A 26,226-nucleotide genomic window follows, 5' to 3' on the forward strand; every position below is an offset into this window, starting at 1 on the left:
CGACGCGGCCGTCGCCGTCGCCCCCGGCGATGGAGTCGTCGCCCGGGCCGCCGTTGATGTTGTCCCCGATGACGTGGCTGCCGAGCAGGGTGTCGGCTCCGGGGCCGCCGATGATCAGCCCGGTGTCGGTGCTGAAGACCAGGTCGTCGCCGGAGCCGCCGTCGAGGCGTACGGCACCGGTGCCGCCGATGATCCCGTCGTCGCCGGGGCCTCCGGCGACGGTGTCCGCACCGGCGACGTCGGCGAACAGGTCCGCCCCGGTGCCGCCGAGCAGGGTGTCGTCCCCGTCGGTGCCGTCGGCGAAGTCGTCGCCGGGCCCGCCGTTGAGGTGGTCCCCGCCGAGGCCGCCGCCGAGGGCGTCGTCGCCCCAGCTCCCGGTGATCGTGTCGGCCCCGTCCTCGCCGTCGAGGAAGTCGTCGCCGAGGCCGCCGTCGATCGTGTCGTCTCCCGGGCTGCCGCAGATGACGTCGCTGCCGGCGTCACCGAGAAGGGTGTCGCCGAGGGTGTCGCCGGCCGCGGCGCAGATCTGGTCGTCGCCCAGCCCGCCGCGGGCGGCGTCGGCGCCGTCGCCGGTGGTCACGAAGTCCGCGCCGTTGCCGGCCCAGATCGTGTCGTCGCCGTCGCCGCCGGCGATCGTGTCGTCACCGCCGAGCGCGCAGATCGTGTCGTCGCCGCCCAGGCCGTCGATGTCGTCGACCCCGCCGGACGCGAGGATCACGTCGTCGCCCGCGGTGCCGGTGATCGTGCCGCTGCCGAGCATCGTGATCGTCTCGCCCTGGCAGGGCGGTGCGCAGGTGTAGTCGGCCACCGTGCTGTTGGCGGGGTCGAGCGTCGCGTTGGCGGTGACGTCGACGGAGTTGTCGTCGGTGTCGCCGTCGCAGACGGCCCGGGCCACGCTCGGCGTCCCACCCGTGACCGGGGAGGCGGTCGTCTCGTACCCCGGCGTGGTGCCCCACCCGACGGCGTCCACGACGCCGGGCTGGCCGACCAGGTCGCCGACCCGCGACAGGTTGCTCGTGGTGTCGGCGAGCACCACGATGACGCCCTCGGCGGCGCGCGGCAGCCCCAGGCCGTTGGACTGGACGTCCGGCGCAGCGGGGTAGGCGAGCGGGTTCGCCGCGAGGGCGTCCCCCGCGACGAGGTAGTGGGAGTAGGCCGGGACCGCGCCCGCCAGCGGGACGGGCGCCGCGACGACGTGGACGGGCAGCTGGACGAAGGAGTACTGGATGCTCCAGCCGGTCACGTCGATCGGGAAGCGGGTCGGGTTGTAGAGCTCGACGTACGTCGAGTACTCGCCGTCCAGGCCGGCGTCGGTGTGGACCTCGGTGATGACGAGCTCGGTGCCCGTCGGGTCGGCCTGCGCCGGAGGAGGGGTGACGCCGAGCGGAACGGCCAGCAGCGCCGTCACCACGGCGAGCAGGGCGACACGGACCGGGACGGTGGGACGACGTGGCACCGATACTCCTGGGAGCTTCGACGGGTGGTGGGGACAGCGCTGTCGATCCGAGCGTCGGCGGTGCTCCTGCTGAGGCTAGGTTCGGGAGCCGTCGGGGAGGAGGGGAATGAGAAATCTGCGCCTCACCCTCTCTGGGGGGTGGAGGGGGCTAGGGTTCTCGACACACCAACGATCCGACTCGAGGTCGGCACGGTGCCACCGGCCAAGGAGTCCGCCGGGACGATCAGTGCGAGGGACCGGAGTGCCCTCGTTCCAGTGCCGGAGGCCGCCGCTGTGGCTGAGTTCGCCCAGACACCCGTGTCAGACGGGACGGTCGTCGTCCGCGTGACCGGTGAGATCGACCTCGCGGTCACTGCGGACCTGACGGCGGCTGTGCGCCCACACTTCCAGCAGGGCAGGACCGTCGAGGTCGACCTCGGCGGCCTGACCTTCATCGACTCCAGCGGCATGGGCGTCCTCGTCCAGCTCCTCAAGGAGTCGACGCGCCAGGGCGCGCGGCTGGTGCTGACGCAGGTTCCACGGCCAGCCAGGAGGCTGTTCGAGGTCTCGGGGCTTGCAGGCTTCTTCGACATCCGTCCGGCCGTGGAGGACTCCCCGCGATGAGGAACCCGACCGAGCCGGGAGCGGGTTGGCCGATCCGGACCGGGGCCCTCGTGGTCCTCATCGGGCTGGTCCTGACGGCAGTCTCGTCATGGGCGGCTTACCGGGCGGACCGCTCGACGGAGGAGCGACTGCTCGAGACCCAGACCCGGCAGGCCGCTGCGGTCCTCTCCAGCGCGATCCTCGTCATCGAGCAGCCACTCACCACCGCGCTCCGGGTCCAGGCCGAGGCCGGCCCCGGCGGGAACCGGGCGGTCTTCCGGCGGACGATGGCGGTCTATCTCGGCGACGAGACGGCGCTCTACGTGTCGGCGTCGCTGTGGCGTCAGGACGGTGATCGCTTCACCCGGCTCGCGGCGGTCGGGAAGGCGCCCGGCATGGACCCGGCGGGAGGAGAGGTCCAGGACTTCCTGGACCGCGCGGTCGCGTCGAGGACATCGGTCGTCGAGCGGGTCGAGGTGGGCGACCGCACCCGGTTCGCCTACGCTCTCGCCGACCCGGAGACCGGCTTCGTCGTGAAGGTGGAGCGGCTGCTGCCCGCCAACCGCCGCGCGCCGGTCGACCGCGACTCGGCGTACGCTCAGATCCACTACGCGATCTACCTGGGCGAGGAGACCAGCGTCGAGGCGCTGACCACGACCGACCAGGACCCGGCCGACCTGCCCCTCGACGGGCTGACCTCCTCGGTGACCGTCCCGTTCGGCGACACGGTTCTCACCGTCGTGACCGAGCCGAAGGGGCACCTCGGGAGCCCCTTGAGCCGGTGGCTGCCGTTGATCCTGGTCGCCAGTGGGCTGTTGCTGACCGTCGCGACCGCACTGATCGCGCGCAAGGTGGTCAGCACCGGTATCCGGGCCCAGGACGACTCGGCCACGATCAGCACGCTCTACGAGCGGATCAACGGTCTGTACGAGGAGCAGCGGGAGACCTTCGTGCGGTTGCAGCGGGCGCTGCTCCCACACGTGCTCCCCGACATCCCCGATCACGAGATCGCCTCCGCCTACGTCGCAGGCTCGGAGGGTGTCGAGATCGGCGGCGACTGGTACAGCATCATCGACGTCGGTGAGGACCACTTCGGCTTCGTCGTCGGCGACGTCTCGGGTCGAGGCGTCGATGCGGTCGCGGAGATGGCGCGGGCGCGGTTCACGCTGCGGGCCTACCTGGTCGACGGGGACAGCCCCGCGGAGGCGCTGGCGAAGTGCTCCCGTCAGTTCGACGTCACGGTCGACGGCCACATCGTGACCGCCGTCGTCGGTCGCGGGACCTGGCGGACCGGGGAGCTGGTGATCGCGAACGCCGGCCACCCGCTGCCGCTGCTCCTGGACGGCGACCACTGCCGGTTCCTCACGATGCCGATCGGGCCGCCGCTCGGCGTCGGCCCCTCGTCGTACGAGGCCACGACGGTGACCCTGCCGGCCGGCGCGACGTTCCTCGCCTACACCGACGGTCTGGTCGAGCGACGCGACGAGGACATCGACACCGGCATGGACCGCCTGCTGGCGGCCGCGCGCCGGCATCGTGACCTGGCCGTCGACGACCTGCTGCCCTCGATCCGCGAGGACATGAGCGGCGACGGCGCCCCCGACGACATCGCCATGCTGGCGCTGCGCCGAGCCGTCGAGGTCGGCGTCGTCGGGACTGACGCGGGTGGCGACCCGGCGGCCGTGACCGTCAGCTGACCCTGCGACTGGCGGGGCGGAACGGTGACCCCACGCGCCACCCGGTCGCCGCCTCGAGGATCGCGCCGGCGAGGGTGACCGCCGTCAGGCTGTACGCCGCCGTGTCCGCGCCGCGCAGGAACGCGGCCAGCGCCGCCGCGGTGAGCACGAAGCCGACGCCCTGCGCACGGCGGACCGGACCCGCCTCGACCAGGTCCGCGGCAGGACCGAGCCGCGGCCACACGATGCCGGCGAAGAGCCGGGCCCACACTGACCAGTGCACGCTGACGAAGGCGGTGAACCCGTAGACCGCGACCTGGGAGCCGAGCAGCCCCACCGCGACCGGCCGCGTCGAGGAGGCGAGGAGCAGGACCATCGCGAGCACCGCAGCCGTCGCCGCCGCGCTGAACCGGAGCGCGCGCGGGTCGACCTGGTGCCGGAGCGGGCACGCGGACACGGCCGTCATGACGCCATCATGGTGACCTATCGGTGCCCCCGGCCAGAGTCGAACTGGCGACCTTTCGCTTAGGAGGCGGCTGCTCTATCCACTGAGCTACGGGGGCGGGCCGCGCGTCGATGCCGGGGCAGGACACACGATCGGCGACGAGCCTACCGAGGCGCGCCCGGCAGGCCGCGATCGTGGTCGGTTTTGACCGGATCTGACCGGTTTGAGAGCCGTCGTGCACGGTGACGCGGGCGATCGCGGAATTGTGTCAAGGAAAAACTTCCTGACCTTCGTCTCAATTCGCTCGCCGGGGGCGCCATTGGCTCGGGATTGCTCACAGAATTCTTGAAGCAATAGGCCAATCCGGAGACGGAGCGCCGAGGATCCTTCGGTGCTCTAAGAATTCCTGGTGGAGATCGTCTGGACACTGATGCAGCGAACTCCAGCCCAAGCGCGGCTGCTCAGCAGGAGGCCTGCGATGAATGACGACGAGATCACTGTCTGGGTGCGACGTCAGTGGAACGTCAGCCTAGGTGCGAAGTACCGCCTCAGCGATGTCGGAGGGTGGCACTGGGCCGACTACTCGGGTGGAGTCGCGCGGCGATCTCCGCGCCCCATGGTCTACGCGTACGTCCAGTGCGACGGCATGCTCGAGGGGAGCTTTCCCACAGTTGTCGGCACGGCAGGCCTCGAGGTGGCGAATCGAATGGACTGCGCGATCAACATCCTTTTTCGGGCGACACCAAGGCGCTCGCGCTGCGTCGGCTGATCTGGGATGCGGCCGACGATGGCTGGGACCTGTCGCCCAGCACGATTGCGTTGGCGTCGGAGTACGGGATGCCGGTGACGAGATATGAGGAAATGCGTAAGGATCTGGAGTACTCGCGGCTTCCTGCCTCGGAGGATCCGCAGGTCCGGCGCCAGCCTCCGTGCTTCTGGAATTCTCTTAGTGACGACGAGGAGTGGATTTCTTACTGGGACCTCAAGCTGCTCGTCGACCGGTTCATGTCCACTCGCTCGCCGGCGACTCGCCCGAGTCCTTAGTGGACCCGCCCGCCGCCTCATCGGCCGCGACATCACCGGCTGAGCGAGCCGGTTCGGCCTCGTGCTCCTCGGGGGTCAGCGCAGGAACCGGAGGACCTCCGGCACGAATCGGTCGTGGTGCTGGAACACACCGCCATGGCCTGAGTCGGGGTAGATCACGAGTCGCGCGTCGGGGATCCGGTGCACCAGGTCGAAGGCCCCGCGGGTCGCGAGCATCCGGTCGTCCTCGCCGTTGGCCACCAGGGTCGGCTGCTGGATGAGGCTCAGATCCATGGGAGCGCTTGCGCCCCACCGTGCGATCGCGGCGAGCTGGCGGGCAGCCGCGCCGAGCGAGGTCCGCGCCACGCGATCGCTGCTCCGCTCCGCCAGGCGTGTCATGTAGTCGGCGGCGGCGGCTCGGCCGTCCGCGGTCCGCGTGAAGAACAGGAACGGCTTGGGGTCGGTCAGCTTGACCACGCCGTGTGCCGTGTCGGTGAGGAGGCGACGGTTGAGCTGTCCGACCCCGTCGAAGCCCGAGGGGCCGGTGCCGGCGAGGACCAGCCGCCGCACCAGGCGCGGCTCCCTGCTCGCGATGACCTGAGCGACGAACCCGCCGAGGGAGAAGCCGAGGAGATCCACCTGGGTGAGCCCGAGCCCGCCGATGAAGCCGAGGGCGTCGGTGGCCATGGCGTCGACCGAGCGAGGAACACGGCCGCGGGTGCCCCCCACACCTCGGTTGTCGACGTAGACGACGTGGCGCTCGGCCGCGATGCCGTCCAGGACCCGCGGGTCCCAGTCGTCGATGGTGGCCGTGAAGTGGTGCAGGAGCACGAGCGGTACGCCGCCGCGCGGGCCGAGCTCGCGGTAAGCGAATCGGGTGCCGTCCACGTCCAGGTAGCGCGTCGGGGTGGTGGCCGAGGTGGCCGAGCCGGTCGTGGCCGTGCCTGTCAGGGGAGTCGACGTCGTCATCGGGTCACCACGATCTTGCCGTTGGCCTTGCCCTGCTCGACATAGGCCATGGCGTCGAGCGTGCGCTCGAACGGGAAGGTCCGGTCGAGCACGGGGCGCAGGGTGCCGGCGTCGTAGAGCTTGGCGAGCGAGGCGAGCTGGGCGCCGTCGGCCCGCATGAAGAAGAACGCGTATCGGACACCCAGCGTGCGGGCCCGGCGCCGGACCTTGCGGCTCAGGACGGCCATGACCGGCTTGAGGAGCGGCTGGTCGATCTGGGTGGCGAACCCCGGATCGGGAGGGCCGACCACACTGATGGCCACACCGCCCGGCTTGAGGACGGTCAGCGACTTCTCCAGGCTGGCCGCGCCGAGCGAGTCCAGTACGACGTCGTACCCCGACAGGACCTCGGTGAAGTCCTGCCGGGTGTAGTCGATGACCTCGTCGGCACCGAGGTCGCGGACCTTCTCGATGTCCGCGGGGCCGACGGTCGTGGCGACGTAGGCGCCGAGGTGTCGGGCGACCTGGATGACGGTGGAGCCGAGGCCGCCGGCGCCGGCGTGGACCAGAACCTTCTGACCAGGCCGGACCTCGGCCACCTCCACCAGGGCCTGCCAGGCGGCGAGCGCGACGAGCGGCACCGCGGCGGCTTCCTCGAAGGACAAGGACGCGGGCTTGAGGGCGACGTCGCTGGCGTCGATGGCCACCTGTTCTGCGAAGGCCCCGATGCGAAGGTCGCGTGGGCGGGCGTAGACCTCGTCGCCGACCGTGAAGCCGCGGACATCGGTACCCACCTCGGTGATCACTCCAGCGAGGTCGTGGCCGAGGGTGAAGGGTCGCTTGTACTTGATGAGCTGCTTGAACTCACCGTTGCGGACCATCTTGTCGAGCGGGTTGACGCTCGCGGCGCGGACGTCGACCAGGACGTCGTGAGTTCCGACGAGCGGCGCCGGGACGTCAGCGGGTTCGAGCCCGTCCGGCCCGTAGCGGGTGACCACGAAGGCCTTCATCGTGTTTCCTCATCTGTTGGGAGTGCGGGCGGGTGCGGCGCGGTGGCCAGGGTGATGGCGTTGGCGTAGGCCGCGGCGAGGATGCGGTCGGACAGCTCGGGGTCGGTGACCGCGCGGGCGGCCTGGAGCGAGCCGACGAGCAGGGTGAAGAGCCCGATGGCGCGCTCCTTGGTCCGCTCGGCATCGCCGTCGTCGAGGTGGCGCGCGATCGCGTCGATCATCGAACGGGCGCCCTCGGTGTACGCCTCCCGAATCGCGACGTCGCAGCGGCCGATCTCGTCCAGCAGGGCTGCCGACGGGCAGCCGCCCGCGAGGTCGTCGCGGTGCGCGGGGGAGAGGTACTCCCGGAGGTACTGCTCGACGGAGGCGAGGCCCGCCGGAAGGCTGTCGACGACGGCGACCTGGTCGGCGAGCTGCTGGGCCACCACCGAGGTGACGAGGTCGTCCTTCGATGAGAAGTGGCCGTAGAAGGCGCCGTTGGTCAGACCCGCGTCGGCGACGAGGGTCGCAATGCCGGAGCCGTCGATGCCGTCGCTCTTGAACCGGCGTCCGGCGGTCTCGATCATCCGACGGCGTGTCGCGGCCTTGTGGTCCGGGCTGTATCTCGGCATGGCGTGGATCTCCTTCCGGGGGCTTGTCACCAACGTAGCATTATGATCATACTATTATGACCGTACTGCAATCAACTACTGGAGCGTCCCATGGCCTCGCTTGCTGATCCGCTCGATCTTCCGTCGGGCGTCCGCCTGCCCAACCGCATTGCGAAGGCGGCGCTGAGTGAAGCGCTCGGTGACGTGGACAACTCTCCCGACGAGCGGCTCGTGACCCTCTACCGGCGCTGGGCACAGGGCGGCTACGGCCTGCTGATCACCGGCAACATCATGGTTGACAGGGCGCACCTCGGAGAGCCAGGCAACGTCGCGATCACCGATGACCGGGCCCTGCCTCAGCTGACCGAGTGGGCGAAGGCCGCCCACGACGGTGGTGCGGTGATCTTCGCCCAGCTCAACCACCCAGGCCGGCAGTCGAACCTGCTCGCCCTGGGGCACACGCCGGTCGCGCCGAGCTCCGTCCCGTTGGCCATGCCCGGCGCCACGACGCCCCGCGCACTGACCACCGCCGAGATCGAGGAGATCATCGAACGGTTCGCGACCGCAGCTGCGGTCTGCGAAGAAGCCGGGTTCGACGGTGTCGAGCTCCATGCGGCGCACGGCTACCTGATCACCCAGTTCCTCTCGCCGCTCACGAACCTGCGCGATGACGAGTGGGGCGGAGACCCTGACCGGCGGATGCGGTTCCTGATCGAGGTCGTACGGCGCGTGCGCGGCCGGGTGAGCCCCGGCTTCGCCGTCGCAGTGAAGCTCAACTCGGCCGACTTCCAGCGCGGCGGCTTCACCGAGGACGACTCCCGAGCCGTCGTCGCGACACTCGCCGCCGAGGCCGTCGATCTGATCGAGGTCAGCGGCGGCAACTACGAGGCCCCGGCGATGGGGGGCTCCGAAGCGTCCTCGACCCGGGAGCGGGAGGCCTACTTCCTCGACTACGCCCGGTCAGTGAGACGGGAGGCGGGCGGCATCCCGATCGCGGTGACCGGCGGTTTCCGCAGCCGGACGGCGATGGAGGACGCGCTGGCAGCCGGCGAGTGCGACCTCGTCGGCATCGCCCGCCCCACCGTCACGGCCACCGACGCCGCGGCGAGCATCCTCGAGGGACGGACCGCCACCCTGACGACCCACGAGGTCCAGGCCGGCATGCGCCGGGTGCTGGGCCGGTTGACCGACCTCAAGGCGCTCGACGGGTTCCTCAACATCAGCTGGAACACCGACCAGCTGCACCGGCTCGCCCGCGGGCTCGAGCCGGACCTGAGCCGCGGCCCCCTGGTCACCGCGCTGGCGATGGTGCGGCGCAACGGCCGGGTCTCCTTCGCCCCGAAGCGAGGCCTGAAGTGACGCGCTCGTCCTACGACCTGGCCGGCAAGGTGGTGCTGATCACCGGTGGCAACGGCGGGATCGGCGCGGCCACGGCCCGCACGCTGCTCGACCGTGGCGCTCGCGTCGCGGTGGCCGACATCGACCCGACCACGCCCGACCGGGCCCGTGAGCTCCACCCGACCGATGTCATCGGGTGCGTCGCCGACGTCCGCGACCGCGCGTCGCTCGAGGCGGCGGTCGCCCAGACCGTCGACCACTTCGGCCGGCTCGACGTCGTGATCGCCAACGCGGGGCTGCTGGCGAAGGCGGCTACCCTCCGCAACACGCCGACGACCGACATCGAAGCCACGTGGGCGGTCAACGTGACCGGTGTCGCCAACACGGTGGCGGCGGCCCTCCCCGAGGTGATCGCCCGCCAGGGCCAGGTCGTCCTCATCAGCTCCGTCTTCGCGTTCCTCAACGGCATGGGAACGATCCCCTACGCGATGAGCAAGGCCGCGGTCGAACAGCTCGGGCGGGGCTTGCGCGTCGAGCTCGCCGACGCCGGCGTCTCCGTGCTGACGGCGTACTTCTCGCTGGTGCAGACCGACATGATCGCCCGCGGCGTCGACGAGGACCCCGTCGTCATGGAGCTGCTCGGCACGCTTCCCAAGGTCATGCTCAAGCGGATCACCCCGGAGCAGGCCGCAGTCGGCATCGCCGACGGGCTCGAGAGCCGCGCGGCACGGGTCATCCGGCCGAACCTCTGGGGACCCGTCTCCGCCCTGCGGGGCGTCCTCGGCCCCACCCTCGACCACCGCTTCGCCCAGGACCGCCGCATCCTCGACGTCCTCGCCCGCCTCGACGCACGCCCCGCCCCACGTCCGCCGGTGACCACCGCCGCGGCACCCTCACGAAGGAAGAAGTCATGACCACCTGGAAGTCCACGCCCACCCGGCGGATCGATGTCGACGGGACGTCGTTCGCCTACCGCGAGCTCGGCGAGCCCGGCGGCGTGCCGGTGGTGTTCCTGCACCACCTGACCGCAGTCCTCGACGACTGGGACCCGCGCGTCCTGGACGGTGTGGCCGCGCGCCACCACGTGATCGCGTTCGACAACCGGGGGGTCGGTGGCACCGGAGGTCGCGTGCCCGCCGACATCGAGGAGATGGGCGCGGACGCCATCGCGTTCATCCGCGCTCTGGGCTACGGCGAGGTCGACCTGATCGGCTTCTCCCTCGGCGGCGCTGTGGCCCAGATGGTGGCCCTGCAGGCCCCCGACCTGGTCCGCCGGATGGTGCTCGCCGGCACCGGGCCGCGCGGCGGCGGGGGCATCTGGAAGATGCCCTTCATCGTCGGCGGCGCCTACACGAAGGCGTTCCTGGCGCGTAAGGACCCGCGTCACTTCCTGTTCTTCCCGCGCACCGCGGAAGGCAAGAAGGCCGCCAACGCCTACTTCGAGCGGCTCGCCGAGCGCACGTCGGACCTGGACCAGCCGATCTCCCGTCAAGCGGGCATCGCGCAGGTGCGCGCGATCACCAGCGGCGGGCTGCACGCCGCCGACGACCTGTCGCAGATCAAGATCCCGGTCTTCGTCGCCAACGGTGACAAGGACCTGATGGTCGCCAGCGAGCACTCCGCTGACATGGCCGCCCGCCTTCCGGACTCCCGCCTACGGATCTACCCCGACTCCGGTCACGGGGGTGTCTTCCAGTACCACCGCGAGTTCGTGCCGGAGGTCCTCGACTTCCTGGGTGAGAAGTGATGGACGGACCTGACTTCCTCACCATCGACGCCTTCGGCCGACCGCCCGGGGGTCGGATCAGATGGCGCCGCGACCTCGCGCGCACGATCGACGCAGGCATCGACGGCCTGCGTGGCGCCACCGTGAACCACGCCAACAACGGAACCCACTCGCTGGCGCCGAACGTCGTGCCTGGGGGCTGCGCGCTCGTTGCCGCATGGGACTGCGCCGAGCCGGCCGAGGCCGCCTTCGCCGGCCCGCTGCGACGGGCGATCGACGGCGCGGGCCGGTTCAGCATGGACAGCGAGATCGTGCGCGTGAGGATCGACTCGGAGTCCGAGAGCGACCACTGGCACGGCTGGCAGCCCAACGCGGGCGGGGCGAAGCCGCTCGAGGACGACGAGCCCATGGTCGCGATCGTGCACGGCATCCTCCGCCGCGGCCGGCTCGTGGAATTCCTGCGCAACAACATGCACGCAGCCAGTCGAGCCGCTCACCACCCTGGGCACCGCGGGAGCATCGACCATCTCCGCCCAGCTGCCCTACGAGCACACCTCGATCAGCCTGTGGAAGACCTACGGCCTCGCGCAGGACTTCGCCTACAAGAAGGGCGGACACGCCAGCGCGATGACCCATGCGCTGAAGGAGAAGACCCATCGGGTCGGGGTCTTCCTGCAGGCCCGGCCGCTCGCTTGCACCGGCACGTTCGGGACGGACCGGGCGCCGTACCCCCAGCTGCCGGAGGCCCAGCGCGCATGGCTCTGAGCGGTGTCCCGCGCGAAGGGCTCCTCAGGCGCGCGGGCGCCATGCTCGGAGGAGAGCGGCTTCGTGCGACGCGAGAGCCACCTCGCGGTCGGCTCCTAGGCCGACGCAGAAGGTGACACCCATCGGGAGCAGCACCTGGCGCACCGGGTCGGCGAACTCGGCGAAGTGGCCGGCCAGGTCGAGGCCGATGTAGCCGTGGACGAAGCTCCACAGCGCGCCGGCCACCGCGGTCGGGTCGTCGATCGTGAAGGTGCCGGAGGTGCCGAGCCTGGCCGCGGCCGCGACGACGTGGGCGTAGGCGGCGTTGAACGCGGGGGAGTGGCCCGCACGCCGTTCGCCCTTGGTCGGAGTTGGCCGGTAGGTCGCCCGGGTCGAGAGCCCGAACATGGCGTCGTACAGGTGCGGGTTCGCCCGCGCCTCGGCCAACGTGGTCAACGCCATCGTGAACAGGTCCGCGACGGGGTCGTCGCTCTCGCCGATCAGCGCGAACGACCGTCCCAGCTGGTCGAAGCCGTGGTCCGCGACCGCGTGGAGCAGCTCCGGTACGCCGCCGAAGTAGTTGTAGACGACCATGCTCGACATGCCGGCACGTGCGGCCACCGTCCTGGCCTTGATGGCGGACGGGCCCTCCTCGGCGAGCATGGCGACGGCGGCGTCGATCAGTCGCTCCGGGATCCCCTTCGAAGCACTGTCCGGCACGGTGGAGTCTCTCGACATGGCTGTCATGGTCGCAAACCGACGGCAAGGACCTGCGACATGGCGTGCTCGGCCAGGGCGGTGATCGTGAGCGCCGGGTTGACGCCGGGGTTGGCCGGCAGCGCGGCGGCGTCGCACACGACCATGTTCTGGTAGCCGAACACCTGCAGCCGGGCGTCGACGACCCCGGTCGCCGCGGTCTCGCCGATGATCGCGCCACCGAGGACGTGGGCGGTCATCGGGCGGTTGCCGAACGCCTCGAAGACGCTGCTCTGGGCGACGCCGCCGGTGCGTTCGGCCAACCACCTCGCGACCCGGTGGCCCGCGTCGATGTAGGTCGGCGCGGGACGGTCCTCGTCCTGCGTGGTGGTGAGCCGGAAGCCACGCCCCAGAAGCCGCCTCTTCGCGATGAACCGGATCGCGTTGTCCCGCGGCTGCATGACCAGCATCATCAGGGTGCGCGCGCCCCAGCCCGCCCGCATCGTCGAGAGCCAGCGGCGGGGGTGCCGCAGCGCGGCCCGGGCCCAGCCCAGCAGGCGCCGTACACCGGTGCCCTGGCCGACCAGGACCGTGAACATCAGGCGCATGAAGTCGCCTCGGGGCCCGTAGGTGAGGAACTCGATCTGGGTGTCGCCGTCCACGATGACCCGACTGCTCGCGGTCACGTCGCGCCAGGTGCCGAGGTCCTCGGGGAGCAGCACGGAGAGCACGGACTCGCTGTTGGTGCGGGCGAGGTGGCCCAGACGATCGCTGATCGCGGGCAGGGACCCGCGGTGCTTGCAGTCGGCCAGGAGGGCGTTGGTGCCCACAGCGCCGCCGGCGAACACCACGCCGTGCGCGGTGACGACGCTGGGTCGGCTGCGCCACCGGGCGCCGGGGCGGCGCGTGGTGATCCGGTAGCCGTCGCTCCCGTCCGCGGCTCCGAGCGGCCTCACATCGACCACCTCGCGCTCGGCGACGATCCGGACGCCGCGCTTCTCGGCGAACCAGAGGTAGTTCTTGGTGAGTCGGTTGGCCGCACCGGTGCGGCAGCCGGTCATGCACTCGCCGCACCGGATGCACCCGGTCCGGTCCGGGCCCTCGCCGCCGAAGTACGGATCGGGCACGGTGACGCCCGGCTCGCCGAAGAAGACAGCCACCGGTGCCGCCGCGAAGCTACCCCCGAAGTTCTCGGCAGCTTCGCGGGTCAGACCGCTCGTCACGGACTCCCAGGGTGTCGTGCCTGCCCCGAGCATCCGCTCGGCGGTGGCGTAGTGCGGCTCGAGACTCTCCTGCCATGGCGCCAGACCCGTCCATTGGGGATGAGTGAAGAAGGCCTCGTGGGGGCGGAACAGAACGCCTCCGTAGACGAGGCTCCCGCCGCCGACCCCGGTCTGGGTAGAGCTGAACACGTGCCGGAACAAGACGTTGCGCATGATGCCGCGCAGCCCGACGGCGGGCGCCCAGACGAAGCGACGGCTGTCCGCAGCGGATGCGGGCAGCTCGTCGTCGGCGTACGCGCGGCCGCGCTCGATGACGGCGACCCGGTAGCCCTTCTCGGCCAGCCTGAGCGCGGCGACGCTGCCGCCGAATCCGGAGCCGACGACGACCCAGTCGTGGTCGAGCGGCTGGCAGGTGGTGCTGGTCACGGTGGCTCCTGACGGGGTTGTCAGCCTAGAATAACTTCGTTATCGTAAGTGTGCAAGCGGGGAGCCGGCTTCCCCTCAGCACCTGCAACCAAGGACCGGTCATGGCACGAGAAGTACGAGGCAACCTCGCGATCGAGGACCGCGGCGCGGTCCTGGTCGCCCGCATCGACGGTGGCCCGCTGGGACTGTTCGGCAACGACATCGCCGAGCAGCTCGACGCGCTGGTCGACCGGGCCGACAGCGACCCCGCCGTCCAGGCCGTGGTCTTCACCGGTACGCATCCTGACCGCTTCGTCTCCCACGCGGAGGTGCGATGGCTGCAGGAGGGAGGGGCGACCGTCCCCTCTGTCGGGGTCCGCGGCGCTTCCGCGCTCGCCCACACGGCGCGTGGGGTGAACCGGGCCGGTGGGCTCAAGGCGGCGCTCGGCAGGACGCCCTTGTGGCCCGCGGTCCAGCTCGAGCGGGTGCACCAGACCTTCCTCAAGATGAACCGCAGCGGAGTCATCTTCATCGCGGCCCTCAACGGGTCCGCGCTCGGCCTCGGCGCCGAGTTCTGCTGGGCCAACGACCTGCGCGTCATGGCCGACGGTGACCACCTCCTCGGCCAGCCGGAGGTGCTGCTCGGGATCATGCCGGGCGGCGGCGGAAGCCAGCGGCTCCCCAGGTTGGTCGGCAACCACCGGGCGCTGATCGCGATCCTCTCGGGTGAACCGTTCACGCCGGCCCAGGCGCTCGAGGTCGGGGCCGTCGACGACGTGGTGGCTCCGGACCAGGTGCTCGGCCGGGCCATCGAGCTCGCCGGGCACCTCGGCGCCAGACCGAAGGCGTCCCGGGCCGCGATCAAGCGGTCGGTCTACTTCGGCGGCTCGGCGGGCCTGGAGGAAGGGCTGCACATCGAGCGCTCCGAGTTCCTCGCCACCGCGCTCTCCGACCTCGGCCAGGAGTTGATGCTCGACTACATGGCCAACACCGACGCGGCCGGCGAGCTGCCGTTGTACCAGCCCGGTGTCTTCGACGAGGTGCTCCGGGCCGGCACGACCCGCGGTGCCGGCGCCCCGCGCAACGAGGCCCGACGATGAGCGGCCACACCGTCACCCGGCACGACGTCGGTTTCGACTCGGCCTGCGACACCTGCGCCGCCTGGCTGTTCATCCCCGACGGCGTCGCGAACCCACCGGTCGTGATCCTCGGACACGGTCTGGGGGCCACGCGCGAGATGGGCCTCGACGCCTTCGCCGAGCGGTTCGCCCAGGCCGGGATCGCCGCACTGGCCTTCACGTACCGCCATTTCGGTGACTCCACCGGTCAGCCCCGACAGTTGCTCTCGATCAAGCGCCAGCTGGCCGACTGGGACGCGGCGATCGCCCACGTGAAGACCCGGACGGACGTCGACGGCACCCGCGTCGCCGTCTGGGGCAGCTCCTTCGGCGGCGGCCACGCCATCATCGTCGCCTCGCGGCATCCTGAGCTGCGCGCAGCCGTCTCGCAGTGCCCCTTCACCGACGGCATCGCTTCGGCGCGGGCGCTGGGCCCGGTCGGCACGATGCGGCTGCTGCCGACGGTCGGCCGCGACGTCCTCGCCATGGCCACGCGCAGGGATCCCGTCCTGATCACGCTTGCCGGGCAGCCCGGGTCGAAGGCCCTGATGACAGCGCCCGACGCCCTCCCCGGCTACCTCGCGCTCGTCCCCGAGGGCGGCGCCTTCGTCAACGAGGTCGCGGCGCGGGTGGCGCCCACGATCACCCGCCACCGGCCCGGAAAGGCGGCCAAGGACGTGCGGATGCCGATCCTCTTCTGCATCTGTGACCACGACTCCGTCACCCCGCCCGAGGAGACCCTGGCCTACGCACGGACCGCGCCTCGCGGCGAGGTCAAGCGGTACGACGCCGGCCACTTCGACATCTACCTCGGAGCGCCCTTCGAGGTCGTCGTCGCCGACCAGATCGATTTCCTCTCCCGTCACCTGGAGGCCTGACGCATGACGTTCTCCACGCTCATCGACCGACGCGCCGCCCAGGACCCGCACGGCCCCGCCGTCGCCGACAGCGCGATCTCGCTGACCAACACGGAGCTGCTCGCCCGGGTCGAGGCCGTCGCCGCGCAGCTCGCGGACCACGGCATCGGACCGGGGGACGTCGTGGCACTGCGGCTGACCAACCGCGTCGAGCTCGTCGTGCTCCTCTTCGCCGCCTGGCGGGTCGGCGCCACGATCACGCCGGTCAACCCGGCGCTCACCGATGTCGAGGTCGCCCGCCAGCTCGACGACTCCGCTGCCCGGCTCCTCGTGATCGAGGAGGGCACCCTCGGCGTCGGTGACGTCGCCACGCTGTCGATCGCGCACCTGGACGGCGACCCGGCAAGGTCGGTCGCGCCCCTCGAGGACGCGTCCGCCCTCGCCTTGCTGATCTACACCTCCGGCACCACCGGAGTCCCCAAGGGCGTCATGCTCGACCACGCCAACCTGGACGCCATGACGGCGATGGGACGCGATGCCCTCACGCTCGGGACCGACGACCGGTGCCTGCTCATCCTGCCGCTGTTCCACGTCAACGGCATCGTCGTCAGCGTCCTCACCCCGCTGCTCGTGGGGGCGAGTGTCGTCATCGCCGACCGCTTCAACCCGACGACCTTCTTCGACATCGTCGAGTCGCACCGACCGACGTTCTTCTCGGCCGTCCCCACGATCTACAGCATGCTCGCGGCGCTCCCCGACGACGTGAGGCCCGACACCAGCTCCGTCAGGTTCGCCGTGTGCGGTGCCGCGCCGGCGTCGGCCGAGCTCCTGACTCGCTTCGAGGAGCGCTACGGCTTCCCGCTGGTCGAGGGCTACGGCCTCTCCGAAGCGACCTGCGGGTCGACCATCAACCCTGTGTGCGGACCGCGGAAGCCGGGCACCGTGGGCCTGCCGTTCCCCGATCAGGAGCTGCGGATCGTCGGCACAGATGGCCGCGCACTCGGACCGGGGGAGTCCGGTGAGGTCGAAGTACGCGGCGCCAACGTCATGCGCGGCTACCTCGGAAGGCCGGAGGAGACCGCTGCTGTGCTCAGGGACGGCTGGTTACGGACCGGCGACATCGGCTACCGCGACGACGACGGCTACCTGGTGCTCGTCGGGCGCTCCAAGGAGATGATCATCCGAGGTGGCGAGAACATCTACCCCAAGGAGATCGAAGACGTCCTCGCCGCCGACCCGTCCGTCCTCGAAGCCGCGGTCATCGGTGTGCCGGACGAGACGTGGGGCGAGGTCGTCGTCGCCTTCGTCGAGGCGAAGCCGAGCATGGTCGTCGACGTTCGCGCCCTCAAGTCGCGCTGTCGGGAGCACCTGACCGGCTACAAGCGTCCTACGGTGATCCACGTGAGAGCGACGTTGCCGAAGAACGCGGTCGGCAAGCTCGACAAGAGGGCACTGCGCGACGGGCTCACCCCCGTGGTGAGGTGACCGCGCGACGGGCTCGGTACCGTGCCGGCGCGCTCCGGTCCCGCGCCGACGACACCGACGCGGTCGATGCACTCACGTTGCGACGCGCGAGGACTCGCCCGCCGGTAAGGGGTCAGTTTTCAGCCGTCGCCGACACGCGTACGCCCAGTGCGCGACTCCTGTTGAGCCCGGGAGCCGGTAGGTCGGGTCGTTTGTGGGCGTGGGGCAGACGACGTTTCGGTAGAAGCGCCGGGAAGAGAGATAGCCGCAGGTCAGGCGCAGTGCCCTGCGGTTTTACGCAGGTCCTACGGGGGCGGGACGCGCGTCGATGCCGGGGCAGGACACGCGATCGGCGACGAGCCTACCGAGGCACGCCCGGCAGGCCGCGATCGTGGTCGGTTTTCGCCGTGTGTGGCCACCCGATCCGGGCGGGGCCTCGCAGGACCGATCAGCGACGCAGTTGAATGGCGGGGTGATCGGCGACCGGTGGGGCAGCTCGGACCAGGAGGTCGGGCGCAGCTACCCGTGCGACGCCTACGTCGACAGGCCGACGATGGAGGCGTGGCGGTCGGTGGGGGTGGGTGCCCGGCCCGAGGTGGTCTGGCCGTGGCTCGTCCAGGTCCGGCTCGCTCCGTACTCCTACGACTGGATCGACAACCTCGGCCGCCGGTCGCCGCGTGAGCTGCGCGCGCTCGCGGACCCGGTCCCTGGCGACAAATTCACGGCAACGAGCGGCCGTCCCGTCGGGCGCGTGCTCGCGGTCGAGAGCGGAGTCCACCTGACCGCGTCGATCATGGGGGCGACGATGACCTACTGGCTCGAGCCCGACGGGGAGGCCCGGACCCGGCTGATCCTGAAGATCGTGTCGCGGCCGCCCCGAGGCCTGGCCACGGCGCTCTGTCTCGGCGACCTCGTGATGGCCCGCCGGCAGCTGCTCAACCTCAAGGAGCTCGCCGAGCGGAGCGCTGTCTGATCAGTCCGCCCGATCAGGCGGACGGCGAGACGGGTGCGAGCAGGCGGAGGGCCGCGTCGGCGATGTCGTCGAGCCGCTTGTTCGCGGCCGGGCTGGTCGTCGAGGTGCTGTTGAGGGCGCCGACCAGTAGGTCGCGGAGGACCCGGACCGGGATGTCGGTGCGGACGACGCCGGCGGCCTGGCCGCGCTGGAGCTCGTCGAGCCAGACCCGGGCGAAGCGGCGTTCGTGGGTGACGTGGGCGGCGCGCAGGTCGGGCGGCAGCGTCTCGACCATGCGGACGACGGACGCGGCGCGCGCGTCGCTGGCGTGCAGCGTGTCGAGGTGCCCGACGACGGCCGCCCGCAGCCGCTCGGTCGGCGGCGCATCGTGGGGGACGGCCTCGATGGCAGCCAGCAGGCCGGTGCGGGCGGACTCGACGCCGTCAACGAGGGTCGCTGCGACCAGGTCGTCCTTGGTCTGGAAGTGGAAGTAGAGGCTGCCGACCTTGAGGTCGGCCGCCGCCGCGGTCCGGCGCAGGCTCGCACCGCCGTACCCGTGCTCGGCGAGCTCCTGTGCTGCGACGTCGAGGATGCGGCGGCGGGTGCGCGCTGCCTTGGTGTCCGACGTCTCCATGACAACACCCTAGCGAATCGGACGATCGTTCGAATAGGATGTAATCGGACGGTCGTTCGATTACAGGAGAACCGATGAGCATCAGGCGTACCCAGGACCACATGTCGCACGACGTGTTCCTCCCGAAGGAGACGGTCGAGCTGCGGGCCCGGGCGAGGGCCTCGGTGGCGCGTCACCTGGCGCCGGTCGCCCGCGAGATCGGATCGCGGGAGGAGTCGGCGGACAGCTTCCCGTGGGGGGCGTTCCGCGGCCTCGCCGCCGACGGACTGTTCGGGATCCCGTTCGACGACACCGTCGAGTACCCGATGCTCGGCGTCTGCACGACGGCGGAGGAGATCGCCTACGAGTCCTCCTCGATGGCCGGCGTGTACGACGGGCAGTGCATCCTCGTCCCGGCGACGCTGGCCCACGCCACCCCGGCCCTGTGGGAGCGGCTCGTCCCCGACCTGGTGTCCGGCGAAGAGGCGTTCGCGTTCGCCACGACCGAGCCCGACACGAGCTCCGACCTGACCGCCGAGCGCCTCGGGACGTGGGCGGAGGAGACGGTCGACGGCTACGTCGTCAACGGCCGGAAGCGGTGGATCACCAACAGCGTCGTGGCCGGCTGGGTCTCGATCCTGGTCCGTGCCGGGCGCGAGGGCAGTCGCGCGCACATGCTGCTCATCGACCTGACCAGCCCCGGGGTGCGCATCGGTACCCCGGACCTCAAGCTCGGCCACCGTGGCCAGATCACCGCGGACATCGTGCTCGAGGACGTCCACGTCCCGCGGGAGAACCTGCTCGGCGAGCCCGGGCGGGGGATGGCGGTGGCGCTCTCCGCGCTCGTCCGCGGCCGGATCGGCATCGGCGCCGCCGGCGTCGGCGTCGCCCAGGCCGCGCTCGACCTGGCCGTCCACCGGCTCCAGACCCGCGAGGTCTTCGGTCGCCCGCTGGGCGCCATGCAGCACTGGCAGTTCCAGATGGCCAAGCGCGCGACCGAGCTCGAGTGCGCCCGCAGCCTCTACCAGAAGGCGGCGATGCTCCTCGACGCCGGTGACGCGACCGCCGAGCCCGAGGCCGCCATGGCCAAGGCCTACGGCACCTGCCTGGCCAACGACCTCGTCCGCGAGGCGATCCAGATCCACGGTGCCCTCGGCTTCGCCCGTCAGGTCGGCGAGAGCGGGGAGTCAGTTCGCCTGGAGGAGCTCTACCGCGACGCGAAGATCCTCGAGATCTTCGAGGGCGCCAACGAGCTCCAGCACTGGATCGTCGCCCGCCGTCTCATCGGCCGCGACATCACCGGCTGAGCGAGCACCCTCAACGGGAGGCGGTGGCCCGGTTCGCAGTGACGTCGGGGCCGGCGTAGCGAGCGACCCGGACGAAGAGGGCTTCTGCGGTCGCGCAGGTCACCTGTCCGTCGGTCAGGCGCGCGGTGACGAACCGCTTGCGGCCGTCGATCAGCTTCGTGCGGACGTCGACCTGAAGCGGGCGCTCGTAGGGAGTCGCAGCGGTGTAGGTCGTCGTGAGGTACGCCGTCCTGGCGATCCAGCCGGAGAGGAGCTGCGCTCTCCCCATGAGCTCGTCCAGCACCAGGGCCACCTGGCCGCCGTGGACGGTCCCACCTCCACCGACGTGCCATCGGGTGAAGGTCACCGTCGCCCTGAGACCGGACGCGGACTCCTCCTCGATCGAGATGTCGGGGAGGGACCCGAGCGCGTGCGAAGGCGTGGCCGCCAGCTGGCCGTACGGCGCGTCGTCGTCCGCGACGCGCCGCAGCTCGAGGGCCGCCGTCCAGCGCGCGAGGTCGTTCTGGAGCTCGGTGACCTGGGTGCTGGACGGAGAAGCGTGGGCGACCGCACCCAGGAAGCCTCGGAGGGTGTCGACCATTCGCAGGAACGCATCTTCGTCGAGGTCGGCGCGGCTGCGGAACAGGTCGAACGGCCAGGACATCGGTCTCCTCAGCTCACAGCGGAGCGACGTGGTGTCGGCGAGGCGTGACGGTCTGCATCTGGCGGTGCCGCGGCACCGTCGCCAGCGCCCGGGCGATCCAACCGCGCGTCTCGCTCGGCCGGATGACGGCATCGAAGCCGAAGCCCTCGGCGCCGCGGATCGCGCCGAGCTGGCCGCGGAACTGCTCGATCAGCTCCTTGCGGCGTACCTCGGGATCGGGAGCAGCGGAGACCTCCCGCCGGTAGACCAGGTCGACGGCGGACTCGACCCCCATGACACCGGTCTCCGCGTGCGGCCAGGCGAGGACGACCTCGGGGTGGAAGGTGCGTCCGCCGGACATGATCACGTAGCCGCCGCCGTACCCCTTGCGGACCAGGACGGTGAAGGTGGGGACCGTGGCCGCGCCGAGCTCCAGCGACAGGCGAGCAGTGGTCCGCGCCAGCCCGGCCCGCTCGGCCGCGGAGCCGACGGAGAGCCCAGGGAGGTCCATCAGGACGAGGACGGGAAGCCCGAACGCGTCGCAGAGCGACACCAGGTGGGACGCCTTGTTGGCGGCATGGGCGTCGAGCGAGCCGGCGTTGGCGAGGGGCTGGTTGGCGAGGATCCCCAGCGGTCGACCGTCGATCGTCGCGAGCGTGGTGATCATGTGGGGGGCGAAACCACTCTTGAGCTCGACCTGGCTGTGCTCGTCGACGATGCCGGCGATCACCTCGTGCATGTCGTAGCCGAGGCGGAGGTCGGCGGGGACGACTGTGTCGAGGCGCGCCTCGGCCAGCGGGTCCGGGGAGAGGCCGACCTCGAGCGGCAGGGGCGCCTCCGCGTTCGGCGGAAGCGTCGCCAGATAGACACGGAGGGCCAGCAGGGCGTCCTCCTCGTCGTCGACCGCGAGGTCGATCGTCCCGAAGCCCGCCTGCGCGTCGGGGCTGTAGAGGCGGTCGTGATCCGGGTCCTCCCCGGTCGCAGCCTTGACGAGGGCGGGCGGCGCCATCCCGACGGAGGCGATGCCGCGGACCGCGACGACGTAGTCGCACAGCGAGGCCGTCAGAGTCGGCTGTCCGAACCCCGGTCCGAGGATCGCGGCCACCAGCGGCACCCAGCCGGACAAGCGGGTCAGGGTCTCCTGGATGTCGAACCCGCCGGCGAAGTCCCGGGCGTCCAGTCCCTCGTGGATCCGGTGGCCGCCGCCGTCGAAGAGCATCACCACAGGGATGCCGCGCGTCGCTGCGATCTCCCAGCAGCGGCGCTGCTTCTCGTTGCCGAGGACCCCGTTGCTCCCGCCCGCGCTCATGAAGTCGGTCGCGATCACCACTGCTGGCCGGGTGTCGATCAGCGCGGTGCCGGTCACGATGCCGTCGCCGAGGATGGGCTGGCCGTCAGGCCCGGGCGCCGCGGGCCGGCCCAGTGCGCCGATCTCGACGAACGAACCAGGGTCGACGAGCGCGAAGATGCGCTCGCGCGCCGTCATGCGCCCGCGGGCGTGCTGCTTGTCGACGGCATCGGGCCGGGCTCGATCGCCTAGCTCGGCGAGCATGCGCTCGTGCTCGAACTCGGGGCTCACGACTCGGTGACGCTCAGCTCTCGTTGATGCGCTGGTCGTACGCCGACCGGCCGGCCGGGTCGATGTCGAGGAAGGTGTCGTAGGCGCCGAGCGTCCGGTACATCCGGTCCCGGAGCCGCCGTCCCATGATCGGCTGCACCGCGAAGATCGTCCGCAGCGACTTGGGGACGAAGACGTCCTTCGCCTTGCTGGTGATCGCGTCGGCGATGCCGTTGGCGACGTCCTCGGGCTCCACGTTCTTGATGAAGCGGGTGCCCTTGGTGCCGGAGATCAGGTCGGTGTTGGTGAACGCCGGGAGCACGCAGGTGAAGGCGACGCCGCGGTCGCCGTATTCGAGCCGCGCGCCCTCGGTGAGGTGGACGACGCCGGCCTTGTGGGCGCAGTAGTTGAGGCCGCCCGGCACGGCGGTCTTCCCGGCGCTGGAGGCGACGTTGATGATGTGGCCCGACCCCTGGTCGAGCATGTCGGGGAGCGCCAACCGCATGCCGAGGATCGGTCCGAGCAGGTTGATCTGCATCGACCGACGCACGACGGCTTCGGGGATGTCGAGGAAGTGCCCGATCGGCATGACGCCCGCGTTGTTGATCAGCACGTCCAGCCCGCCGAGCACCTGCTTGGTGTCGCGGAGGAACTCGGAGAACGAGTCGGTGTCGGTCACGTCCAGCCGGAAGGCGACGACCTCGGGCGCGATCGACGCCGCGGCCTGCTTGGCGACGTCGAGGTCGAGGTCGCCGATCGAGACCGCCGCGCCGCGTCGGTGCAGCTCGCGGGCGGTGGCCAGGCCGATGCCCCGAGCAGCGCCCGTGATCGCGACCCTCTTGCCACGGAGAGTGCTTGCACTCATGATGTCCTCCAGATTTTTCTAAAATAGAATCAGAAACATGGCGGTGTGGCAAGAGCCGCACCGTTCGCCTCTGGACACTGAGCATAACTTCACTTATGGTCGGCTGTGACGTCAAGCACAAGTCGACTTATGTCGACTGCTCGGGCCAGACGTCGGACCAGATTCCGTCCTGATCAAGAAACTCACAGTGAGGTGTGCGATGTATCCAGGGGTCCACGCGGCTCAGACGCCCGACAAGCCGGCCGTCGTCATGGCCGGCTCCGGCCGGGTCCTGACCTATGGCCAGCTCGACGACAACTCCGCCGCGCTGGCCTCCGCGCTGCACGGGCTCGGCCTGCGCAAGGGTGACGTCGTTGCGCTGCTGGCGGACAACGCCGCCGAGTGCTTCGAGGTCTACTGGGCGTGCATGCGGTCCGGCCTCTACATCACTCCGGTCAACCGCAACCTTACGGCCGACGAGGTCGCCTACATCGTCAACGACAGCGAGGCCAAGGTCCTCGTCGTGTCCGCCGCGCTCCGTGAGCTCGCCGAGAAGGTCCGCCCTGAGGTCGAGGTGGCGGGCGCCTACTCCTTCGGTGGCGAGGTCGCAGGTTACGACTCCTACGAGGACCTGCTCGCTGGCGCCGGTCCGCGTCTGAGCGACCAGCCGCGAGGCTCGGACATGATGTACTCCTCCGGCACGACCGGCCGACCCAAGGGCGTCCGTCAGGCGATGATCCCGATTCAGGTCGACCAGCCGGGAGATCCGATCACCGGCCTCCTCGGCGGCGTGTTCAAGTGCGGTCCGGACGACGTCTACCTCCAGCCGGCGCCGGTCTACCACGCCGCGCCGTTGAAGTGGTCGGGCTCGATCCAGGCGCTCGGCGGGACCGTCGTCATGATGGAGAAGTACGACGCGGAGCAGGCGCTGGCGCTCATCGCCGAGCACAAGGTGACCGTCGCCCAGTTCGTGCCGACCATGTTTGTCCGGATGCTCCAGCTTCCTGAGGAGGTCCGCGCGAAGTACGACGTGTCGAGCCTGCGCCTGGCCGTCCACGCCGCAGCGCCGTGCCCGCCCGAGGTCAAGCAGGCCATGATCGACTGGTGGGGCCCGGTCGTCTTCGAGTACTACGGCTCGACCGAGCAGAACGGCATCACCTTCATCTCCAGCCCGGAGTGGCTTCAGAAGCGCGGCTCGGTGGGCAAGGCCATGATCGGCGTCGCGCGGATCTGTGACGACGAGGGCAACGAGCTGCCCGCGGGCGAGGTGGGCACGGTCTACTTCGAGCGCGACGCCCGTCCGTTCGAGTACCACAACGACCCCGACAAGACCCGTGAGGCGACGCACCCCGTCCACGAGACGTGGACGGCCGTCGGTGACCTCGGCTACCTCGACGAGGACGGCTACCTGTTCCTCACCGACCGCAAGGCGTTCACGATCATCTCGGGCGGCGTGAACATCTACCCGGCCGAGGTCGAGTCGGTCCTGACTCTGCACCCCCGGATTTTCGACGTCGCGGTGATCGGCGTGCCGGACGCGGTGATGGGTCAGGCGGTGAAGGCCGTCGTCCAGCTCAAGGACCCGGCCGACGCCTCCGCCGAGCTGGAGCAGGAGATCATCGACTACGCCCGTGAGCGGATCGCCCACTTCAAGGCTCCGCGCACGGTGTCCTTCGTCGACCACATCCCGCGCCTGCCCACCGGCAAGCTCGTCAAGCGCGAGATCGAGCAGATGTTCAAGGACACCGAGGTTCCGGCATGACCACCACGCCGGTGAAGCGGGCCTACCACCCCGACAGCATCTCGGAACTCTCGTTCTGGGCGGCGACGGCCGAGGAGCGGGAGGAGACCTTCCGCAAGCTCCGCGCCGAGGCGCCGATCAGCTGGCACCCGCCCATCCAGGGGGCGCTCATCCCGCCGGAGAACGACGGGGTCTGGGCGGTGACCTCGCACGAGCTCATCACCTACGTCAGCAAGAACCCCCAGCTGTTCTGCTCGGGCCAGGGCTTCCAGATGGAGGAGGTCCCCGAGGACGTCAACGAGGCTGCCGGCAGCTTCCTCGGCATGGATGCCCCGCGCCACGGCGTGATCCGCAAGCTGGTCAGCGCGGCGTTCACGCCGAAGCAGATCCAGAAGATGAACGACCAGATCGAGCGTCAGGCCGAGCTCATCGTCGACGAGCTGCTCCAGAACCCCGAGGGGGACTTTGTCGAGCAGGTCTCCAAGCGCCTCCCGATGTGGACCATCTACGAGATGATGGGCCTCGAGGACGAGGAGCGTCGTAACCAGGCCGCGCACCACGCGGACGGCATGGTGTCGTGGGCGGACGAGGACGTCGCCGCCGGGCGGGAGCCGGGCGAGGTCCTCAACGACGCGCTGGTCGGCCTGCTGATGATGGGCATGGAGCTGGCCGAGGAGCGTCGTGCGGATCCTCGCGAGGACCTGATGACCAACCTGGTCAACGCCGAGGTCGACGGCCGCAAGCTCACTGACGAGGAGATCGGGTCGTTCTTCGTGCTCCTGTCGGTCGCCGGCAACGACACGACCCGCAACTCGATCAGCCTCGCCATGCGGGCGCTGCTGCAGTACCCCGAGCAGCGCCAGCTGCTGCTCGACGACTTCGACGGTCGGATCGGGGGAGCGATCGAGGAGTTCGTCCGCTGGGTGTCGCCGGTGATGACCTTCCGTCGTACGGCGACGGAGGACACCGAGCTCGGAGGGCAGCTGATCCGCAAGGGGGAGTGGATCGCGATGATCTACTCGTCCGGGAACCGCGACGAGAACGTGTTCGAGGACGCGCACTCGTTCAACGTCCTTCGCGACCCGAACCCCCACGTCGGGTTCGGTGGCGGAGGCCCACACTTCTGCATGGGCAACTTCGTCGCCAAGAAGCAGCTGCGCGCGATCTTCAACCAGCTGCTGTTCCGTGCCCCCGACCTCCAGCTCGGCGAGCCCGAGTACCTCGTCGGCAACTTCGTGCGCGCCGTCAAGCGGATGCCCTACACCCTCGGCTGAGGCCTGAGTTGGAG

Annotated in this window: 24 protein-coding genes, 1 tRNA gene and 1 pseudogene; 14 read left to right on the plus strand and 12 right to left on the minus strand. The window is 70.5% G+C overall.

The window, feature by feature from the left end:
- Positions 1 to 1,456 (minus strand): annotated as a pseudogene (locus tag H0487_RS05060) (lamin tail domain-containing protein); the annotation flags it as partial.
- Positions 1,457 to 1,480: 24 nt separating this feature from the next.
- On the opposite strand from H0487_RS05060, the gene H0487_RS05065 reads away from it, so the two are divergent.
- Complete coding sequence (locus H0487_RS05065) at positions 1,481 to 2,059, plus strand: STAS domain-containing protein (protein ID WP_183093142.1); 579 nt, start codon at positions 1,481 to 1,483, stop codon at positions 2,057 to 2,059.
- Entirely contained in the window at positions 2,056 to 3,735 is a 1,680-nt protein-coding gene (locus H0487_RS05070; protein WP_183093143.1) for a PP2C family protein-serine/threonine phosphatase, read from the plus strand. The genes H0487_RS05065 and H0487_RS05070 overlap by 4 nt, the downstream gene beginning before the upstream one ends.
- On the opposite strand, the gene H0487_RS05075 is transcribed toward H0487_RS05070, so the two are convergent.
- Together H0487_RS05075 and H0487_RS05080 are read right to left on the minus strand one after the other, a co-directional pair.
- A complete protein-coding gene (locus tag H0487_RS05075) occupies positions 3,728 to 4,180 on the minus strand; it encodes a DUF4395 family protein (protein WP_183093144.1) in 453 nt (150 codons plus the stop codon). The genes H0487_RS05070 and H0487_RS05075 overlap by 8 nt on opposite strands.
- 24 nt (positions 4,181 to 4,204) lie before the next feature.
- Positions 4,205 to 4,277: transfer RNA gene (locus tag H0487_RS05080), tRNA-Arg, on the minus strand.
- Between the two features lie 291 nt (positions 4,278 to 4,568).
- Between H0487_RS05080 and H0487_RS05085 the strand changes: the two genes are divergently transcribed.
- Complete coding sequence (locus H0487_RS05085) at positions 4,569 to 4,928, plus strand: hypothetical protein (RefSeq protein ID WP_183093145.1); 360 nt, start codon at positions 4,569 to 4,571, stop codon at positions 4,926 to 4,928.
- Between the two features lie 350 nt (positions 4,929 to 5,278).
- On the opposite strand, the gene H0487_RS05090 is transcribed toward H0487_RS05085, so the two are convergent.
- From H0487_RS05090 to H0487_RS05100, 3 genes are read right to left on the minus strand one after another with little or no spacing between them, the layout of a single operon-like run.
- Positions 5,279 to 6,151, minus strand: coding sequence for an alpha/beta fold hydrolase (locus H0487_RS05090; protein ID WP_183093146.1), 873 nt, complete (start codon positions 6,149 to 6,151; stop codon positions 5,279 to 5,281).
- Positions 6,148 to 7,140 carry an NADP-dependent oxidoreductase gene (locus H0487_RS05095; RefSeq protein ID WP_183093147.1) on the minus strand — a complete coding sequence of 331 codons (993 nt, stop codon included), beginning with the start codon at positions 7,138 to 7,140 and terminating at the stop codon, positions 6,148 to 6,150. The genes H0487_RS05090 and H0487_RS05095 overlap by 4 nt, the downstream gene beginning before the upstream one ends.
- Entirely contained in the window at positions 7,137 to 7,751 is a 615-nt protein-coding gene (locus tag H0487_RS05100) for a TetR/AcrR family transcriptional regulator (RefSeq protein WP_183093148.1), read from the minus strand. Before H0487_RS05100 ends, H0487_RS05095 begins: the two co-directional genes overlap by 4 nt.
- Positions 7,752 to 7,841: 90 nt before the next feature.
- On the opposite strand from H0487_RS05100, the gene H0487_RS05105 reads away from it, so the two are divergent.
- The 4 genes from H0487_RS05105 (at position 7,842) to H0487_RS22855 (ending at position 11,559) form a co-directional block, all read left to right on the plus strand.
- Positions 7,842 to 9,089 carry an NADH:flavin oxidoreductase/NADH oxidase family protein gene (locus H0487_RS05105; RefSeq protein WP_183093149.1) on the plus strand — a complete coding sequence of 416 codons (1,248 nt, stop codon included), beginning with the start codon at positions 7,842 to 7,844 and terminating at the stop codon, positions 9,087 to 9,089.
- Complete coding sequence (locus H0487_RS05110; RefSeq protein ID WP_220793099.1) at positions 9,086 to 9,982, plus strand: SDR family NAD(P)-dependent oxidoreductase; 897 nt, start codon at positions 9,086 to 9,088, stop codon at positions 9,980 to 9,982. Before H0487_RS05105 ends, H0487_RS05110 begins: the two co-directional genes overlap by 4 nt.
- On the plus strand, positions 9,979 to 10,815 hold the full coding sequence (locus tag H0487_RS05115) for an alpha/beta fold hydrolase (RefSeq protein ID WP_183093150.1): 837 nt from the start codon (positions 9,979 to 9,981) through the stop codon (positions 10,813 to 10,815). The genes H0487_RS05110 and H0487_RS05115 overlap by 4 nt, the downstream gene beginning before the upstream one ends.
- A 606-nt stretch (positions 10,816 to 11,421) precedes the next feature.
- Positions 11,422 to 11,559 (plus strand): hypothetical protein, encoded by a 138-nt coding sequence (locus H0487_RS22855; RefSeq protein WP_220793100.1) that lies wholly within the window; start codon positions 11,422 to 11,424, stop codon positions 11,557 to 11,559.
- Positions 11,560 to 11,583: 24 nt separating this feature from the next.
- Here H0487_RS22855 and H0487_RS05125 read toward each other — a convergent pair whose 3' ends face one another.
- Positions 11,584 to 12,276, minus strand: coding sequence for a TetR/AcrR family transcriptional regulator (locus H0487_RS05125; RefSeq protein WP_183093151.1), 693 nt, complete (start codon positions 12,274 to 12,276; stop codon positions 11,584 to 11,586).
- A gap of 5 nt (positions 12,277 to 12,281) precedes the next feature.
- On the minus strand, positions 12,282 to 13,883 hold the full coding sequence (locus H0487_RS05130) for a GMC oxidoreductase (protein WP_183093152.1): 1,602 nt from the start codon (positions 13,881 to 13,883) through the stop codon (positions 12,282 to 12,284).
- Between the two features lie 101 nt (positions 13,884 to 13,984).
- Here H0487_RS05130 and H0487_RS05135 point away from each other — a divergent pair, with 101 nt between their 5' ends.
- The 4 genes from H0487_RS05135 to H0487_RS05150 all read left to right on the plus strand — a co-directional run bounded on the left by H0487_RS05135 (position 13,985) and on the right by H0487_RS05150 (position 18,274).
- Positions 13,985 to 14,962 carry an enoyl-CoA hydratase/isomerase family protein gene (locus tag H0487_RS05135; protein ID WP_183093153.1) on the plus strand — a complete coding sequence of 326 codons (978 nt, stop codon included), beginning with the start codon at positions 13,985 to 13,987 and terminating at the stop codon, positions 14,960 to 14,962.
- A complete protein-coding gene (locus tag H0487_RS05140; RefSeq protein ID WP_183093154.1) occupies positions 14,959 to 15,858 on the plus strand; it encodes an alpha/beta hydrolase in 900 nt (299 codons plus the stop codon). Before H0487_RS05135 ends, H0487_RS05140 begins: the two co-directional genes overlap by 4 nt.
- A 3-nt stretch (positions 15,859 to 15,861) precedes the next feature.
- Complete coding sequence (locus tag H0487_RS05145; protein WP_183093155.1) at positions 15,862 to 17,322, plus strand: class I adenylate-forming enzyme family protein; 1,461 nt, start codon at positions 15,862 to 15,864, stop codon at positions 17,320 to 17,322.
- A gap of 451 nt (positions 17,323 to 17,773) precedes the next feature.
- Positions 17,774 to 18,274: a polyketide cyclase gene (locus tag H0487_RS05150; RefSeq protein ID WP_183093156.1), complete on the plus strand. Its 501-nt coding sequence runs from the start codon at positions 17,774 to 17,776 to the stop codon at positions 18,272 to 18,274.
- Positions 18,275 to 18,287: 13 nt separating this feature from the next.
- On the opposite strand, the gene H0487_RS05155 is transcribed toward H0487_RS05150, so the two are convergent.
- Positions 18,288 to 18,887: a TetR/AcrR family transcriptional regulator gene (locus tag H0487_RS05155; RefSeq protein ID WP_183093157.1), complete on the minus strand. Its 600-nt coding sequence runs from the start codon at positions 18,885 to 18,887 to the stop codon at positions 18,288 to 18,290.
- A gap of 74 nt (positions 18,888 to 18,961) precedes the next feature.
- Between H0487_RS05155 and H0487_RS05160 the strand changes: the two genes are divergently transcribed.
- Positions 18,962 to 20,173, plus strand: coding sequence for an acyl-CoA dehydrogenase family protein (locus H0487_RS05160; protein WP_220793101.1), 1,212 nt, complete (start codon positions 18,962 to 18,964; stop codon positions 20,171 to 20,173).
- 10 nt (positions 20,174 to 20,183) lie between these two features.
- Here the strand turns inward: H0487_RS05160 and H0487_RS05165 are convergent, their stop codons facing one another.
- From H0487_RS05165 to H0487_RS05175, 3 genes are read right to left on the minus strand one after another with little or no spacing between them, the layout of a single operon-like run.
- Complete coding sequence (locus H0487_RS05165; protein ID WP_183093158.1) at positions 20,184 to 20,816, minus strand: hypothetical protein; 633 nt, start codon at positions 20,814 to 20,816, stop codon at positions 20,184 to 20,186.
- Between the two features lie 13 nt (positions 20,817 to 20,829).
- Complete coding sequence (locus tag H0487_RS05170) at positions 20,830 to 22,374, minus strand: acyl-CoA carboxylase subunit beta (protein ID WP_183093159.1); 1,545 nt, start codon at positions 22,372 to 22,374, stop codon at positions 20,830 to 20,832.
- Positions 22,375 to 22,387: 13 nt separating this feature from the next.
- A complete protein-coding gene (locus H0487_RS05175; RefSeq protein WP_183093160.1) occupies positions 22,388 to 23,218 on the minus strand; it encodes an SDR family oxidoreductase in 831 nt (276 codons plus the stop codon).
- A gap of 199 nt (positions 23,219 to 23,417) precedes the next feature.
- On the opposite strand from H0487_RS05175, the gene H0487_RS05180 reads away from it, so the two are divergent.
- Positions 23,418 to 24,959 (plus strand): acyl-CoA synthetase, encoded by a 1,542-nt coding sequence (locus H0487_RS05180; protein WP_183093161.1) that lies wholly within the window; start codon positions 23,418 to 23,420, stop codon positions 24,957 to 24,959.
- A complete protein-coding gene (locus H0487_RS05185; RefSeq protein ID WP_183093162.1) occupies positions 24,956 to 26,212 on the plus strand; it encodes a cytochrome P450 in 1,257 nt (418 codons plus the stop codon). The genes H0487_RS05180 and H0487_RS05185 overlap by 4 nt, the downstream gene beginning before the upstream one ends.
- Positions 26,213 to 26,226: the final 14 nt, after the last annotated feature.

The organism is Nocardioides stalactiti, from assembly GCF_014180715.1.
In the GTDB taxonomy this organism is placed as follows: Bacteria; Actinomycetota; Actinomycetes; order Propionibacteriales; family Nocardioidaceae; genus Nocardioides; species Nocardioides stalactiti.

Excerpts from the sequence above, each read along its gene's own strand:
- H0487_RS05160 (WP_220793101.1), top strand. The coding sequence starts at position 18,962 with ATGAGCATCAGGCGTACCCAGGACCACATGTCGCACGACGTGTTCCTC.
- H0487_RS05105 (WP_183093149.1), top strand. The coding sequence starts at position 7,842 with ATGGCCTCGCTTGCTGATCCGCTCGATCTTCCGTCGGGCGTCCGCCTG.
- H0487_RS05165 (WP_183093158.1), bottom strand. The coding sequence starts at position 20,816 with ATGTCCTGGCCGTTCGACCTGTTCCGCAGCCGCGCCGACCTCGACGAA.
- H0487_RS05180 (WP_183093161.1), top strand. The coding sequence starts at position 23,418 with ATGTATCCAGGGGTCCACGCGGCTCAGACGCCCGACAAGCCGGCCGTC.
- H0487_RS05145 (WP_183093155.1), top strand. The coding sequence starts at position 15,862 with ATGACGTTCTCCACGCTCATCGACCGACGCGCCGCCCAGGACCCGCAC.
- H0487_RS05115 (WP_183093150.1), top strand. The coding sequence starts at position 9,979 with ATGACCACCTGGAAGTCCACGCCCACCCGGCGGATCGATGTCGACGGG.
- H0487_RS05095 (WP_183093147.1), bottom strand. The coding sequence starts at position 7,140 with ATGAAGGCCTTCGTGGTCACCCGCTACGGGCCGGACGGGCTCGAACCC.
- H0487_RS05185 (WP_183093162.1), top strand. The coding sequence starts at position 24,956 with ATGACCACCACGCCGGTGAAGCGGGCCTACCACCCCGACAGCATCTCG.
- H0487_RS05140 (WP_183093154.1), top strand. The coding sequence starts at position 14,959 with ATGAGCGGCCACACCGTCACCCGGCACGACGTCGGTTTCGACTCGGCC.
- H0487_RS22855 (WP_220793100.1), top strand. The coding sequence starts at position 11,422 with ATGACCCATGCGCTGAAGGAGAAGACCCATCGGGTCGGGGTCTTCCTG.
- H0487_RS05070 (WP_183093143.1), top strand. The coding sequence starts at position 2,056 with ATGAGGAACCCGACCGAGCCGGGAGCGGGTTGGCCGATCCGGACCGGG.
- H0487_RS05090 (WP_183093146.1), bottom strand. The coding sequence starts at position 6,151 with ATGACGACGTCGACTCCCCTGACAGGCACGGCCACGACCGGCTCGGCC.
- H0487_RS05075 (WP_183093144.1), bottom strand. The coding sequence starts at position 4,180 with ATGACGGCCGTGTCCGCGTGCCCGCTCCGGCACCAGGTCGACCCGCGC.
- H0487_RS05155 (WP_183093157.1), bottom strand. The coding sequence starts at position 18,887 with ATGGAGACGTCGGACACCAAGGCAGCGCGCACCCGCCGCCGCATCCTC.
- H0487_RS05100 (WP_183093148.1), bottom strand. The coding sequence starts at position 7,751 with ATGCCGAGATACAGCCCGGACCACAAGGCCGCGACACGCCGTCGGATG.
- H0487_RS05175 (WP_183093160.1), bottom strand. The coding sequence starts at position 23,218 with ATGAGTGCAAGCACTCTCCGTGGCAAGAGGGTCGCGATCACGGGCGCT.
- H0487_RS05135 (WP_183093153.1), top strand. The coding sequence starts at position 13,985 with ATGGCACGAGAAGTACGAGGCAACCTCGCGATCGAGGACCGCGGCGCG.
- H0487_RS05125 (WP_183093151.1), bottom strand. The coding sequence starts at position 12,276 with ATGTCGAGAGACTCCACCGTGCCGGACAGTGCTTCGAAGGGGATCCCG.